Raw genomic sequence first — 15,006 nt, forward strand, 5'->3', positions numbered from 1 at the left:
ATTCTCCTTTCTGTGCTGTATCTCTGAATATCCGGAATGGAAGTTAGAACAGTCCGCTGATCAATAAGGATAATCCTAACAACAAACCATAAATCGAATTCGTTTTACCCGTGGCTGCCATGGCAGGCATCATCTCAATCGGTTCTGTTTTCCCTTTGAAATTTTTAATCACATGTACTGACTTAAAAATAGCGATAAAGGAAATCATTGACCATATCGGCAAAATTCCGGCAACAATGTAAATTGCCGTCATGATAAAGGCTACACTGAACATGACTGCAAGAAACACAACCGCATTTTTTCTGCCAAGTAATATCGCAATTGTTTTACGTCCGCTCTCCTTATCTCCATCTAAATCACGGATATTATTTGATAACATAATGGCGCCAATGAAAATGGCAACCGGAATGGAGACGAGAATGACTTCCCATGTGACAGCAGATGTCTGGATGAAATAACTGATTCCAACGATGACAGGGCCCATGAAAAAGCCTGAAGAAAGCTCGCCGAATGGTGTATAGGCAATTGGAAAAGGCCCTCCAGTATACAAATAACCGAATAACATACATACTAAACCAATAACAGCAATCCACCAGCTGGATTCCATACTAATATAGACGCCAAGCAATATGGAGATGCCAAAGAACCCAAGCGCCAGATTTAATACTGTTTTTGGCTGAATTCCGTCACGTACGATGGTGCCGCCGATACCAACTGAGCTTTCCGTATCCAGCCCACGTACAAAATCATAATATTCATTAAACATATTGGTTGCTGCCTGGATAAGAATGGAAGCCACCATCATAGCAAGAAATAACCATATGTGAATGGAACCTTCGACAAAGGCAAGCATAGTACCTACAAAAACAGGTACGAATGAAGCGGTTAATGTATGCGGCCGCAGTAGGCGCCACCACACTTGAAACCCTTCTTTTTCATTTAAAGCATCTTTTATATTAACTTTATTGGATGATTGCATTACAGTTCCCCCTAATTTCTCTACATCATACTTATTTTAGGCAAATCCGCATAGCGTGTCAATTTATGCCGGAACGCATTTTATATAAAGTTAGGTTATATTTGCATTTTCTTGAGGGGCAAAAATAGGATTTCCTTGAGAATCAAACCAAAAGAGAATAGAATAAGAAATGGGAGTTTGCCATTTGGAGGTATTTACATGATTGAAATGAAAGAAAAAGAGCTGGAGGCCATACTGGAACATGCGATACAGCGTGCCAGTACCGATGAAGATTTTCAACTCGTTAGTATTACAAAAAAAATAAAAAATACGGAACCGCTTCATTTTTTTGAAGCTGCCAAATATATGAATAAAGACCGAATTTACTGGACAAGCACTGCTAATGAATTCACTATTACCGGCGTAGGAAACGCATTTGAAATAACCGCTGACGAAGACCGTTTTCGCGTGACGGAAAAAGAATGGGAAAAAATACAAAATAAAGCAATCATCCATAATGAAGATAATGTACCAGGAACAGGTATTGTCGCATTAGGCGGCATGTCATTTGATCCAAAGAAAGAACAGACCGATTTATGGAAGCATTTTAGACCTAGTGAATTTACCATCCCCGCATTTATGCTGACTGTTCATAACAACAATCATTATTTTACGATAAACAGTCTGGTGAATAAGGGTGACCATCCTGTACAGCTTGCAAATGAACTCAAAATTGCGGAGGAAAAGCTTTTCACACAGGAAACCCTACCAGCAGAATCATTATCCATTATAGACAAGAAAGAAATTGAACCCGAAACATGGAAAAAAACCGTCGTCAAAGCGACCGAAGAAATTAATGCAACACAGACCGATAAAATTGTGCTTGCAAGAGAATTGCGGCTGAAGTTGAATAAAGAGGCAAATATTAGCCTGGTTTTACAAGAACTGATGGCCAAACAGGCAAACAGCTATGTATTTGTATTTGAAAAAGAATCGGACTGTTTTGTTGGTGCTACACCGGAGCGGCTGGTGAAGCTGGAACAGGATAAAGTGCTTTCCATTTGTCTTGCTGGTACTGCACCAAGAGGAAAAACCAAAGAGGAAGACAGAAAAATTGCCAGGTCTTTGCTGCATGATTCCAAAAACCGTGATGAGCATGATTTTGTTGTGCGAATGATTAAGGATGGAATGAAACATTATTGTAAAAACGTGGATATTCCAGAAGAACCTGTCGTTTATCCACTGAAAAATCTGCAGCATTTATATACACCAGTAACAGCCACCTTAAAAGAAGGCCACAGTATTTTTGATATAATCGGTAAGCTACACCCAACGCCGGCTTTAGGTGGAACACCTACTGAAATTGCCTTGAAATTCATCAGAGACAATGAGCTTTTGGATCGGGGCTGGTATGGTGCTCCTGTTGGTTGGCTGGACAGCAACCGGAACGGGGAGTTCGCTGTTGCCATTCGTTCCGGACTAATACAAGGAGATGAAGCATCACTCTTTGCAGGCTGTGGCATTGTAAAGGACTCGGATATTGAAAAAGAATATGAAGAAACAAATATTAAATTTTTGCCGATGTTAACTGTATTTGGAGGATAACAATGAATCATACAGAGGTTTTAACACGCTATACAGCAAATTTTATAGACGAATTAACGAAAAATGGAGTAACAGATGTCGTCATTTCTCCAGGTTCCCGGTCAACACCGCTTGCTCTACCTGTTGCCGAAAATGACTATTTAAATGAATGGGTCATTATTGATGAGCGCTCTGCAGCATTTTTTGCACTGGGCATGGCTAAAAAAACAAAGCGGCCGGTAGCGATCATTTGCTCATCAGGAACAGCAGCTGCCAATTATTTTCCGGCGATCATAGAAGCCCATTACAGCAGGGTTCCGCTTGTTGTCCTGACTGCTGATCGGCCGCATGAATTGCGTGATGTGGGGGCACCGCAAGCAATTGAGCAGATAAAGCTTTACGGAGAATATGTAAAATGGTTCCAGGAAATGGCCATTCCGGAAGCAACGTCTGAAATGCTGAGCTATGTTCGGAGTAAAGCAGCCCGTGCTGTTTATATGGCAACGGAAGGTAACCCTGGTCCGATACATTTGAATTTTCCTTTTCGTGAGCCGTTATCTCTTGATTTTTCTTTGGAAAATATATGGAAAGCGCCTTATAACAAACCGTACAGTCCGGCAGTTGAAGGGAAAAAGCAGCTCAATTATCAACAATTAGAAGGGCTGCTGCAACAGCTGGATGGAAGGAAAAAAGGAATTTTTGTATGCGGTCCTCAGGTGAATGAGGATTTTGCAGAAAGTATAACCGCTCTTGCCGATAAATGGGGATGGCCAGTACTGGCAGATCCTTTGTCACAGTTGCGTTCTGGAAGCCACGTAAAAGAAAATATAATTGAAAGTTATGATGCAATCCTGCGAAATGAAGAAATTCGTGAAGAGCTGAAGCCCGATGTGATCATTCGTTTTGGAGCAATGCCCGTATCTAAACCTTACTTGTTTTTTGTAAAACAGCACAAATCAGTACAACAATTCATCGTAGAAAATGACACAGGATACCGGGAACCTGCGGGAAATAGCACAGAATTTATTTTTGCGGATGCTGCTTTGCTATGTAAGGATCTCGCAGCAGTAAAACAGTCAGTACATCGTGATAATTATTGGCTGAAAAAATGGCGGCGCATGAATCAAATCGCAAAAAATGAGCTGTTGAAGAAAGATGCGGAGGAAATCACGGAAGGTGAAGCTGTAAGAGGACTGCTGGCAATCATTCCGGATAACAGTTCCATCTATGTTGGAAACAGTATGGCCGTAAGAGATCTGGATACATTTTTTCTGACAAACGAGAAAAACTTATCTGTTTTGGCCAATCGGGGTGCGAACGGAATTGATGGAATGGTTTCCAGCGGCCTGGGTGCTGCAGCAGCCGGCAGCCCTGTTACGCTGGTTCTTGGGGATTTATCTTTTTTTCATGATATGAACGGACTGATGGCCGCCAAGCATTATAACTTAAACATCACCATTTTAGTTGTAAATAATAATGGCGGCGGCATCTTTTCCTTTTTACCTCAAGCGAAAGACCCGAAGCATTTTGAAACCTTGTTCGGCACCCCGCTTGATATTGATTTCAAAGAAGCTGTTTCGATGTATGGCGGTGAGTACGCGGAAGCAAAAACAGAAGAAGAATTAAAAGCAGTTCTGAAAGAAAGCTATCAATTTAACGGTTTGTCCGTGGTGGAAGTAAAAACAGATCGAACGGAAAATATAGCGTGGCACAAGGAAAAATGGCAGTCGATTCAACAGGACATTCTGTCAGATAAGAGGTGAGACAATGTATCATTCCATTGGGGATGCTAATTATTGGTGTGAAATTCACGGCACTGGAGAGCCACTCGTACTTTTGCATGGATTTACAGGCAGCTGTGAAACTTGGAGATCGTTTATAGCTGACTGGCAAAAAGATTTTAAATTGGTCATGGTAGACTTGCCTGGTCATGGAAAAACCGATGCACCTCATGTCATGACCATGGAAGAAGCCTGTTACGATTTGCATCAGCTATTTTCTCGCCTTGGTCTTGATACTTTTCACCTGCTTGGCTATTCCATGGGCGGGAGAACAGCTATATCTTATGCGATGTACTACCCTGGGAAGATAAAATCGCTTATTCTGGAAAGTGCTTCCCCGGGTCTGGATACGGAAGAAGCACGAAAAGAGCGGCGGGTCAAAGATGAAAACCTTGCTGACCGTATAGAGAAGGATGGCTTGGAGCGGTTCGTTAATTTTTGGGAGAACATCCCATTATTTGAAACCCAGCAAAGGCTGCCTGCTGAAAAAAAAATTGCCATCAGAGAGGAGAGACTCACGCAGAGCAAAACAGGGCTCTCGCAGTCTCTTCGAGCGATGGGGACGGGAAGCCAGCCATCCTGGTGGAAAAAGCTTTCTGACATAACAATACCGGTTTTCTTGCTTGCAGGGGCGTTGGACCCGAAGTTTACGGATGTTAGTAAGAGAATATATGAACATCTCCCAAATAGTGGTTTAAAAATAATTGCAAATGCTGGACATGCAATTCATGTGGAACAACCCGATATTTTTGGTAAAATAGTAAAGAGTTTTATTTTTAATACATAGAAGGAGGAATCAGTATGACAGTTCAATGGGAAAAAGTAAGAGATTATGAAGAAATCATTTATGAGAAATATAATGGCATTGCTAAAGTAACGATGAACCGTCCGGAGAAACGGAATGCGTTCACACCTTTAACGGTGAATGAAATGATTGATGCTTTTGCTGATGCAAGAGACGATTCTTCCGTTGGTGTAATTATTTTGGCAGGTGCCGGGAATGAAGCATTTTGTTCCGGGGGGGACCAGTCTGTAAGAGGACATGGCGGATATGTTGGCACGGACCAGGTACCGCGTTTGAACGTACTTGATCTGCAGCGTTTAATCCGTACCATTCCAAAGCCTGTCGTTGCCATGGTTTCCGGCTATGCAATCGGTGGCGGCCATGTGCTGCATGTCGTTTGTGATTTAACAATTGCAGCTGATAATGCGATTTTCGGACAAACAGGGCCAAAAGTAGGAAGCTTTGATGCCGGTTACGGTGCAGGTCTCTTAGCACGCATGGTTGGCCATAAGCGCGCCCGTGAAATCTGGTACTTGTGCCGCCAATATAATGCAGAGGAAGCCTATGAAATGGGACTCGTTAACACAGTCGTACCATTGGAAAAACTGGAAGAAGAAACTTTACAGTGGTGTGAGGAAATGCTGGAAAAATCACCAACAGCACTTCGCTTCCTGAAAGCTTCCTTTAACGCTGATACAGATGGTCTTGCAGGCCTGCAGCAAATGGGCGGGGATGCAACGCTTCTGTATTACACCACAGATGAAGCAAAAGAAGGAAGAGACGCATTTAAAGAAAAAAGAAAGCCCGACTTCAAAAAGTTCCCGCGCTTTCCTTAAATTATAAAGAGGCTGGTACAGAACAATTGTAGTAAACAAAAATCCGAACACCACTAGACTTGCACTTAAAAATCGCTCAGGAAATATACACGCTTTCATCACGGGCACAAGTGCGACATCTATTCAAACTCTCGTTGGTCGTTTTTCACAGTGTCTTCTTTGCTGCGGGTGGCCGGTGAGCTTCTTTGCCCCGACAAGGGGTATGCCGACTTTGCCCGCAAAGGGCGGTTTTAGTCGGCCTTCCTTATCAAAGCACTCCGGGGTCTCACCGGTGCCGACGCAAGCACAGGATGTGCGAGTGTCGGCGTTGGTCATAGGACGTGACCGAAGTTAGCCGACCTCCCGTAGGAGTCTACGTATATTTCCTGAGCTACCATAGTAGATTGTTCGTCTTTACAATGTTTCCTCAGGCTCTGTCCCATCCTTTTTCCTTGGCAAAAAGAAAATTTTCAAACTTTCTTTTCTACATAATTGTAACTGCGGCATTCGCTGAAAAGCTTGCACTTCACAGCATAAGGCCTTTTAAGTAAGCAAAGTACGCTTTCAAGAATCCCTTTAGCGAATGTCAAGTTTTCTAAAGTTTTCATAGAAGGAGATTGGAAAAATGCACGATGTGATCCCTCATTGGTTAACAAAACAGGCAGATACGGCGCCAAACCAAATTGCGTTGGAATTTCCGGACGGATCCCAAGCAACTTTTCGCGAATTGAAGGAAAGAAGTCAGCAGTTTGCGAGGAAATTAGCAGCACATGGGGTGAAACAAGGCAGTCATGTTGGTATCCTTTCAACGAATGAGCTGTCAATGGCTGTTGCAATTCATTCGCTAAGCTATATTGGGGCAGTCACTGTACTGCTGAACAACAGATTAACGAAGGATGAATTAGATTTTCAGCTTAAAGATGCCGATGTTTCCATATTGCTGACGAGTGATGGGTTAAAGGACAAAGGACAGGCACTAGAAGTACCGCAGATGAAGACATTTCCAGAGGTGGAGCAATGGGAAGAAAAATATGTACCCCTAAAATCTGAAATAACACTGTCAGACCCGTTTACCATTATGTACACTTCGGGAACGACCGGTTTTCCCAAAGGTGTTATTCACACATATGGAAACCACTGGTGGAGTGCGATCGGATCACTGCTGAATCTTGGTTTTACGGAAAAAGATAAATGGCTGGCCGCACTCCCGATTTTTCACGTGAGCGGCCTGTCTATTTTAATCAGAAGTGTCATTTATAGCATGCCGGTATATCTTATGGATAAATTTGATGAGCAGGTCGTCCAAAAAGCGATCATGAAACAGGGAGTAACGATTGTTTCTGTTGTAACGGTGATGCTGCAAAAGCTTGTAGAGGAGCTCGGTGATAGCCGCTACCCGGAAGCATTTCGCTGTATGCTGCTTGGCGGGGGACCGGCACCAAAAATGCTGCTGGAAAAAGCGAAAGAGAAAGGCATACCTGTTTTCCAGTCGTTTGGCATGACGGAAACAGCCTCGCAAATCATCACATTAAGCTCAAGGTATGCACTAAATAAAATTGGTTCAGCAGGAAAGCCGCTGTTCCCTGCCCAGCTTGAAATTGATAGCGCCGGAGAGGAAGAAATCGGAGAAATTTTCGTTAAAGGTCCCATGGTCACAACAGGTTATTATAAAAATAAAAAAGCGACAGAAGAAGTTCTGCAGGATGGCTGGCTGGCCACAGGGGATCTTGGGTACACCGATGATGAGGGATTTTTATATGTCGTGGACCGGCGGAAGGATTTAATTATCTCCGGGGGAGAGAATGTTTACCCTTCGGAAGTGGAGAGCGTGCTGGCGGGCATGGATGGCATTAAAGAAGCCGGTGTCACTGGTAAGGAAGATGCTACATGGGGTAAGGTGCCTGTTGCATTTGTTGTGAAAGATAAAGTGCAGCTGACAGAATCGGAAGTAAAAACTTATGCCAAAACCCGAATGGCAGCCTTTAAAGTACCAACTCATGTTTATTTTGTAAGTGAACTGCCACGTAATGCATCTAACAAACTGGTAAGAAATCGTCTGATGGAATTATTGAAATGATGTGTTTATTAAATCAAAACCCGGGATCATATATAATGATTTCGGCTTTTGTAGCATAGAAATTAATTATTCTTTATAACCGTATTCTTAGCTGCATATCGAAGACGATGTCTCAGGTATGTGAGATAACAAAATATCGCATAGTTGCATATCAGAGAAGTGCACTTAGGTATGTGAGATTGCTATTATTACTCGTGTTACTTACTAAGGTCGCACCCCTTCTTATACTTGGTGATCTTTGTTTGAATTGGTTTCCATTTACTTTTAGCAATTATTATAATCCCCAATCGGATTTCAATATGTCTGCCAGTAGCTGTAATTGATCATCTCCAATGTTATCGGCGATCTTTCTTTCCAAATCAGCTTTCAATGCTTCATTTTTTTCATAACAAGTTTCTCCCAGCTCCGTCAAACGAATACTTTTTTCTTTTTTATTATCCTGGGCATCGCTGATTTCAACCAGCCCCTTGGATGCGAGTTGTTTTATAAATTTATGCGTTGCCTGCCTGGAGATGTCCACATTTCTTGATATATAGGCAATGGTGGGCTCCTTATTATATATTCTAACCATAATAAACCATTCGGAATTGGACAGTTTTATATCACTATTTTCGTTCCATAGATTCTCTGTAATCTTTTTCAGCTTTATATGACGTTCGTTTAACAAGTCAATTAAATTTAAATGCTTCAAATCAAAACTCATCTGTTTCACCCCTGTGTATTTATCCAGTATTACTATATAAAAGACACTCCTGTTTTGTCAACCTAATTGACAATTGATCGAAAATAGCGTATACTAGTATTGTAAACTAAGTTGACAATATGGAGTTTGGAGGCCAAAAAATGTTTAATATTGGAGATTTGATTATCTACACGACACACGGCTTATGCGAGATTGTCGATATATGTGATAAAAATATTGGCAACGTAACAAGGACTTACTATGTGATGCATCCAATGGAAGATCCAAAGCTAACCATCAGTATTCCAAAAGATATTGGGGAAAAGAATATGCAACCAGTGATGGAAAAGAGGGAAGCTAAAATGATATTGCAATCCTTCCAGAACATCGGTATTCCATGGATAGAGGATGCTAGAGAGCGAAATAAAAAATACAGCAATCTTGTTAAAACAGGGGAGCGTAAAGACATATCAAGAATCGCCAACACCTTAATGAGGAAAAAAAGCGAGCTTAGGAAGAATAAGCAAAAAATGTCTGAACAGGACCGGAAGCTTTTAGAATCTATTCAGCATATTTTATTCCAGGAAATGGCTGTATCTATGGATACTTCGATGGAGGAAATATCTGAAGAAGTCGATAGCATGATTAAACAAACAGGATAAATTTTTTAATCAGAAATAACTCAGTTTAGAACTGGGGTTTTTTAAATAGATAAATCTCCAATTATCGGATTCTCGTTATATATAGCTGGATGACATCATTTGTTATCCAGCTATGTTTGTTTATAATTCCTTTTCACGTATGATTTTTGCTATTATATATAGTATAGTGAGGAAATAAATAGTTTACTGCAATGAGATCCTAATTTTGGCGGATAATACAGACAGGGGCTATTTCCTAAAAATAATTAGAGGAGGAATTTTTATGGCAACATCCAAAGAAATCATTGAACAAACAGAACAATACGGGGCACATAACTATCATCCGCTTCCAATTGTCATTAAAGAAGCTGAAGGGGTTTGGGTAAAGGATCCTGAAGGCAATAAATATATGGACATGCTAAGTGCCTACTCCGCGGTGAATCAAGGGCATCGTCACCCGAAAATTATTGCTGCACTTCAGGATCAGGCAGGCAAGGTAACGCTGACTTCTCGTGCTTTCCATAATAAATTATTGGGACCATTAACAAAAAGAGTTTCAGAATTAACAGGGAAAGATAAAGTACTGCCAATGAATACTGGCGTGGAAGCTGTAGAAACGGCAATCAAAGCAGCACGCCGCTGGGCATATCAAGTAAAAGGTGTGGAAGCTAATAAAGCAGAGATCATCGCTGCAAAGGGAAACTTTCACGGGAGAACATTAAATGCGATATCCTTGTCCAACGATCCAGAAGCAACAGAGGATTACGGACCATTTGTACCAAATATTAGTAAAGTAGAGTATGGAAAAATTGAAGCAATACGGGAAGCAATTACGCCAAACACAGCGGCGGTTATTGTAGAACCAATTCAGGGAGAGGCTGGGATCGTTATTCCACCTGAAGGTTACTTAAAACAAATCCGTGAAATTTGCAATGATAACAATGTATTATTTATTGCAGACGAAGTACAAACAGGTCTAGCCCGAACAGGGAAAATGTTCGCCTGTGAGTGGGAAGATGTTATTCCGGATATTTATGTGATGGGTAAAGCTTTGGGCGGCGGCGTTTTTCCGGTATCTGCCATTGCTGCAGATAAAGAAATTATGGATGTCTTCACGCCAGGTTCACACGGCTCTACTTTCGGCGGAAACCCACTAGCATGTGCTGTTTCATTAGCAGCACTGGATGTGATTGAGGACGAAGATCTGGTGCAAAAATCACTTGACATGGGTGAGTACTTCGTTAATGAATTAAGAAAAATCGATAACCCGGAGTTGAAAGAAGTTCGTGCCCGGGGAATGTTCATTGGTGTGGAAATGAATCATCCGGTTCGGAAATATTGTGAAGCATTAAAAGAAGAAGGCGTATTGTGTAAAGAGACACATGAGAATACGATCCGCTTTGCACCGCCGTTAGTGATTAAGAAGGAAGAAATTGACTGGGCGATCGAAAAGGTGAGTAAAGTATTGTCGAAATAGAATGATGTTAAATATGAGAGGGGATGGACTTAGTTAAGCAGGGTTCCGTCCTCTTTTCTATTTGTTTTGAAGAACTGATGCTGAGGAAGTACTTCGATTAAGTGAAAGGACACTAGAATAGATCTTCATCAAGGTGATGAAGATCAAAAAAGTTGAAATGAGCAGAAAAAAGATCTTCATCAAGGCAATGAAGATCAAAAAAGTTGAAATGAGCAGAAAAAAGATCTTCATCAAGGTAATGAAGATCAAAAAAGTTGGAATGAGTAGAAAAAAGATCTTCATCAAGGCAATGAAGATCAAAAAAGCTGGAATGAGTAGAAAAAAGATCTTCATCAAGGCGTTGAAGATCAAAAAAGCTGGAATGAGTAGAAAAAAGATCTTCATCAAGGCAATGAAGATCAAAAAAGCTGGAATGAGTATATAAAAGATCTTCATCAAGGCAATGAAGATCAAAAAAGTTGGAATAGAATAATAATAGACTTTTATTAAATTTCCTGGTAGTTAAAGACAAAGTTAAATATAGTAAGCCCATTGATGAACGCCTACTATTTTGAAATTATTACTTAGTATTTTTCTTATTCTCTGTTTCGACTTAACTACCATGCACCAATCATGAATTATATTTGTCGTAAGTCTCTTATCTGGGAATAGAATCTGAAATTCCTTAATGTTTCTTAATACAGCGTTTGTTACTGACTCTTCATAGCCGCATTCACTACAAATACATTTGCTTTTGACTACTGTAACAGATAATGATTGACACTCTGCACAAGCAATGCCCTTTCGCAATTGGTCATAATCGTAGTACGGCAACTTGCTATATTTGGATTTGGTTTTATGCAAAGCCACCAATTGTTCGGCAAGTTTCTTATTTTTTACTGTTAATTTTGAAGGTATAGAGTTTAAGCTTTCCGTATAACTGTTGACTTGGGTTGGAAGAATAATTGGCTTGTCCATCGGTGCTTGGTATAAGGTGAATTTGGGATTGTTGAAAACAACAGAAGCATTAATTTGAGGATTGGTACCGAGGCTTAGGAGTAACTGTCGCAGCAAAGAATCACTTCTGCTCAATTGGTGCAGCGGGTTAATCACTTCTTTTCTAGGTTTTTTAAACAATTTGTCCTTTTCATAGTAGTAATCGCCCTCATGATATTTTACTTCATAAAAGTAAATCATTTCCTGCAAAATAATTAGAGTATCAATTTGGAAGGTAGTGTTACTAACTTCGAATAAGAGATCGTTTAATACCAAACAGTCACATTGAAGTTTTTCCGTAAATGTATCAAATAGCATCTCTCCCTCATAACCTTTTTTCAGGCTAAAATAATATTTCTTGTCCTCGCTGTTTAAATCCATTCGCTTGTTTAATAATCCGAGGGTTATTAATTCATTAGGCTTGGTTCGAGGTTTGTAAATCATCGTCCACATCCTTTCTATGTATATATAAGTTTATTATATTCTAATAATTAAATAAAGGGAATTAACTTACAATTTTTTGACTTAAATAAATTAATGTCAAATAAAATCAATTAATGTAAATGCCATATCGAAACCAATTCTTTCCGTCGGACAGTTGCATAGTGTGAAATAGACGCTGTGTAAAAGAAATTCTAATACAGGTTGATTTTAAGACCAAAATAATGTAAAATATCCCATATACAAATATTCGATATAATAATACAAGGAGCGCAAATAGATGGAAAGAAATCTTTTTACTGCTGCATTTCCTGAAACGAAATTAAATACTGAACATTCCCTGGGTATAAACTTAATGACCAATATTCAGCTGGCAGATTATTTTATAAATAGTTCAACCTATCCTTCTGAATGGATTAAGCGTTTTTCCAATGAGCTGCATCCGACAGTAATAGCTGATTTAAAGCTATTAAGAACAGTGTTTGCCCATGGTGTAATTCTTCGTGACTTTTATATTTGCAAGCAGCCGAATGTAAATCAAAACTGGGAACAATTTATCGGCTGGTGGAAGGGTTTGTCCAAAGAAGAAGTACTGGAACTCATTATTTACGGGATAAGAGAGACGATGGATTATTATTTTAAATACTTATCGCCGATGCCCACGGTCGAAAGGACCATGGAGCGAGTCAGTTTAGATGAAGAAAAATTAAGAGATTCGCTTAACCGAAGACAGGCATTACGAGCGGTTTTACAAAGCTGGTCTGTGGACGATATTAAAGAAACACTTCCTCTTTATGAAGATACAGGTTTGATCAAAAACAGAATGGTTCGTTTATTGGAAGGTTTTTGGCAGTCTGGTTTTAAAGATCTCTGGACCAGAGAGAGTGAACGTCTTTCTGATTGGCAATCCGAAAATAAAGAACTGGTGTTTAAATCTTATCCAACAAATGTGGAGGCCATTTTTGAAGTTACTGGTTTATATCCGGATACGAATGAATTGGATAAAGTGAACAGGGCTAAAGAACTACTATTTATTCCTGTAACCAATCTGGGGCGACTTATCGTTTTATACCACTCAAATGAACAGCTTTATGTGATGTTTGAGCCAGGTATCAGAAATAGTAAAAAAGAATCCTGGGTGGGGAAGGAAAAGCTGTCGGAGTTTTATTCACTGTTTGAGGGGCTCGGGGATAAAACCCGTTTGCAAATGATTGAATTAATTGATGAAAACAAAGAAATGTTTGCTCAGCAAATTGTACAGAAGCTTGGGATGAAACAAAGCACGGTTTCCCGGCATCTGAATCAGCTGCATCAATCAGGAATAGTAAACATCCGGCAAGAGGGAACCACCAAATATTTTTCCATTAATAAAAAAGAGTTCAGGAGAGTGAGTAAGTTCCTGGATACGATTTTAAAATCTTAACGAGGAGGGCTACGATGGCTGAATTTAACGTAATGAGGGTAAACACAATAATTGTACAAGTGAAGGAACTGGATAAATCTACGCAATTTTATGAACACGTGTTGAACTTGAACAAGGATTTTGTAGATAAAAATATGGCTTTTTTCCGAGTTGGTTCAGGTGGAGTAGAGGTCTCCATTTTACTGCATACAGCAGAAGATCCTGAACCATCCGATAAAGGAATGGTCATGGAACTATTGGTGGATAATGTGGATGTGGCTGTATCATCCATTAAATCTGCCGGCGGGGAAATTGTGCAGAATCCCATCAATCAGGATTGGGGCGTAAGGGAAGCTGTAATAGCAGATCCGGATGGATATAAAATCTGGCTGGCGCAGCGTTTTGCATAAAAGAGGTGTGTGGATATTGAATATATCTATTTTGAAAGCAGACACAAAACATACAAAGGGGATCGCCAGGATTTGTTCAGTCGGCTGGAGGCAAACGGTCACAAGGGAGCTAAGTGAGGAATACCAAAAGAAAAATGCGGATTTTTGGTACAATCATGACCGGGTTTATGATGATATTCGCGCTGGGATGTATTCATATGTCGCTCTCCAGAAACAGGATGTTGTCGGAGTAATCGGAGGCGGAATAACAGAAGTCGGTGCCGGTGAAGTATTTGTTTTTTATGTTGATGAAACTTACCGGTATAAAGGTATTGGCAGGTTGCTTCTGGAAGAGCTAACGGAAGAACATAAGTATTTAGGTATAAAAAAGCAATGGGTGTCTGTTCAGGAAGATAACCATCGAGGAATTCCCTTTTATGAGGCAAGAGGTTTCGTGTTTCAACATAAGCGAATTTCATATACCGAGACGAATGAAGCGCAAGTATCTTTGCGGTATTTGAGAAAGATATAAAATAAGGTACAGCGTATCTCCTGTACCTGTGTCCCAAAAATTCCATACATGATTTCTGGTTTCTTGAGCCAAATTATGACCAGGAGGTGTTGGGTATGCAAAGGAAGAAATATTACGTAAATATCGGCTCCGGTGAGATTTCGCAAACAAAGTTTGGGAATAATGATGAATTTATCATTCATGCAACAAGCGAAGATATTTTATTGTTGCGTTCCAAAATGGAAAATATGCATAATGCGAACTGGAAGTCAGCTTGGCGCGGGCATGTGCCGATTATGCCCTACCACAATGACAAGCCAAATGACCTTTATGACGATGCGTTAACTGAGACATATCAAATGCTATATAATTTAGGCGACGATCATGTAAAAAAACATATTGATGATATTGGCGTACTTGGAGAAGATCCTTTATAAAAATTTTAAGCAGTTAGGATAATGTGGTGTCTTTGTAACACAAGACACCACA

Annotated in this window: 15 protein-coding genes; 12 read left to right on the plus strand and 3 right to left on the minus strand. The window is 40.2% G+C overall.

Annotated features, from left to right (window positions below; genetic code table 11):
* Nucleotides 1-43: 43 nt before the first annotated feature.
* The gene (locus tag ACDX78_RS17740) at nucleotides 44-979 is read right to left on the minus strand and encodes a 1,4-dihydroxy-2-naphthoate polyprenyltransferase (protein WP_486029500.1); all 936 of its coding nucleotides are present in this window, start codon (nucleotides 977-979) and stop codon (nucleotides 44-46) included.
* Nucleotides 980-1,177: 198 nt separating this feature from the next.
* Between ACDX78_RS17740 and ACDX78_RS17745 the strand changes: the two genes are divergently transcribed.
* The 5 genes from ACDX78_RS17745 to ACDX78_RS17765 all read left to right on the plus strand — a co-directional run bounded on the left by ACDX78_RS17745 (nucleotide 1,178) and on the right by ACDX78_RS17765 (nucleotide 7,999).
* Nucleotides 1,178-2,563 carry an isochorismate synthase gene (locus ACDX78_RS17745; RefSeq protein WP_486029501.1) on the plus strand — a complete coding sequence of 462 codons (1,386 nt, stop codon included), beginning with the start codon at nucleotides 1,178-1,180 and terminating at the stop codon, nucleotides 2,561-2,563.
* A 2-nt stretch (nucleotides 2,564-2,565) separates the two neighbouring features.
* Nucleotides 2,566-4,305 carry a 2-succinyl-5-enolpyruvyl-6-hydroxy-3-cyclohexene-1-carboxylic-acid synthase gene (gene menD, locus ACDX78_RS17750; protein WP_486029502.1) on the plus strand — a complete coding sequence of 580 codons (1,740 nt, stop codon included), beginning with the start codon at nucleotides 2,566-2,568 and terminating at the stop codon, nucleotides 4,303-4,305.
* A gap of 4 nt (nucleotides 4,306-4,309) precedes the next feature.
* A complete protein-coding gene (gene menH / locus ACDX78_RS17755) occupies nucleotides 4,310-5,110 on the plus strand; it encodes a 2-succinyl-6-hydroxy-2,4-cyclohexadiene-1-carboxylate synthase (protein ID WP_486029503.1) in 801 nt (266 codons plus the stop codon).
* Between the two features lie 14 nt (nucleotides 5,111-5,124).
* Nucleotides 5,125-5,943: a 1,4-dihydroxy-2-naphthoyl-CoA synthase gene (gene menB, locus ACDX78_RS17760; RefSeq protein WP_486029504.1), complete on the plus strand. Its 819-nt coding sequence runs from the start codon at nucleotides 5,125-5,127 to the stop codon at nucleotides 5,941-5,943.
* A gap of 604 nt (nucleotides 5,944-6,547) precedes the next feature.
* Nucleotides 6,548-7,999: an o-succinylbenzoate--CoA ligase gene (locus tag ACDX78_RS17765; protein WP_486029505.1), complete on the plus strand. Its 1,452-nt coding sequence runs from the start codon at nucleotides 6,548-6,550 to the stop codon at nucleotides 7,997-7,999.
* A gap of 274 nt (nucleotides 8,000-8,273) precedes the next feature.
* On the opposite strand, the gene ACDX78_RS17770 is transcribed toward ACDX78_RS17765, so the two are convergent.
* Nucleotides 8,274-8,702 (minus strand): MarR family winged helix-turn-helix transcriptional regulator, encoded by a 429-nt coding sequence (locus ACDX78_RS17770; protein ID WP_486029506.1) that lies wholly within the window; start codon nucleotides 8,700-8,702, stop codon nucleotides 8,274-8,276.
* Nucleotides 8,703-8,842: 140 nt separating this feature from the next.
* On the opposite strand from ACDX78_RS17770, the gene ACDX78_RS17775 reads away from it, so the two are divergent.
* The 3 genes from ACDX78_RS17775 to ACDX78_RS17785 all read left to right on the plus strand — a co-directional run bounded on the left by ACDX78_RS17775 (nucleotide 8,843) and on the right by ACDX78_RS17785 (nucleotide 11,223).
* Nucleotides 8,843-9,343, plus strand: a complete 501-nt coding sequence (locus ACDX78_RS17775; protein WP_486029507.1) for a CarD family transcriptional regulator — start codon at nucleotides 8,843-8,845, stop codon at nucleotides 9,341-9,343.
* Nucleotides 9,344-9,605: 262 nt separating this feature from the next.
* Entirely contained in the window at nucleotides 9,606-10,799 is a 1,194-nt protein-coding gene (locus tag ACDX78_RS17780) for an ornithine--oxo-acid transaminase (RefSeq protein WP_486029508.1), read from the plus strand.
* 136 nt (nucleotides 10,800-10,935) lie between these two features.
* Nucleotides 10,936-11,223, plus strand: a complete 288-nt coding sequence (locus ACDX78_RS17785) for a hypothetical protein (protein WP_486029509.1) — start codon at nucleotides 10,936-10,938, stop codon at nucleotides 11,221-11,223.
* An 89-nt stretch (nucleotides 11,224-11,312) separates the two neighbouring features.
* On the opposite strand, the gene ACDX78_RS17790 is transcribed toward ACDX78_RS17785, so the two are convergent.
* Complete coding sequence (locus tag ACDX78_RS17790) at nucleotides 11,313-12,218, minus strand: nuclease-related domain-containing protein (RefSeq protein ID WP_486029510.1); 906 nt, start codon at nucleotides 12,216-12,218, stop codon at nucleotides 11,313-11,315.
* Between the two features lie 277 nt (nucleotides 12,219-12,495).
* On the opposite strand from ACDX78_RS17790, the gene ACDX78_RS17795 reads away from it, so the two are divergent.
* The 4 genes from ACDX78_RS17795 (at nucleotide 12,496) to ACDX78_RS17810 (ending at nucleotide 14,954) form a co-directional block, all read left to right on the plus strand.
* On the plus strand, nucleotides 12,496-13,638 hold the full coding sequence (locus ACDX78_RS17795; protein WP_486029511.1) for an ArsR/SmtB family transcription factor: 1,143 nt from the start codon (nucleotides 12,496-12,498) through the stop codon (nucleotides 13,636-13,638).
* A 14-nt stretch (nucleotides 13,639-13,652) separates the two neighbouring features.
* Nucleotides 13,653-14,027 carry a VOC family protein gene (locus ACDX78_RS17800; protein ID WP_486029512.1) on the plus strand — a complete coding sequence of 125 codons (375 nt, stop codon included), beginning with the start codon at nucleotides 13,653-13,655 and terminating at the stop codon, nucleotides 14,025-14,027.
* A gap of 16 nt (nucleotides 14,028-14,043) precedes the next feature.
* Nucleotides 14,044-14,538 carry a GNAT family N-acetyltransferase gene (locus ACDX78_RS17805; protein ID WP_486029513.1) on the plus strand — a complete coding sequence of 165 codons (495 nt, stop codon included), beginning with the start codon at nucleotides 14,044-14,046 and terminating at the stop codon, nucleotides 14,536-14,538.
* A 95-nt stretch (nucleotides 14,539-14,633) separates the two neighbouring features.
* A complete protein-coding gene (locus tag ACDX78_RS17810; protein WP_486029514.1) occupies nucleotides 14,634-14,954 on the plus strand; it encodes a hydrolase in 321 nt (106 codons plus the stop codon).
* Nucleotides 14,955-15,006: the final 52 nt, after the last annotated feature.

Source organism: Virgibacillus oceani, assembly GCF_041521345.1.
Classification (GTDB): domain Bacteria; phylum Bacillota; class Bacilli; order Bacillales; family Amphibacillaceae; genus Virgibacillus_N; species Virgibacillus_N oceani_A.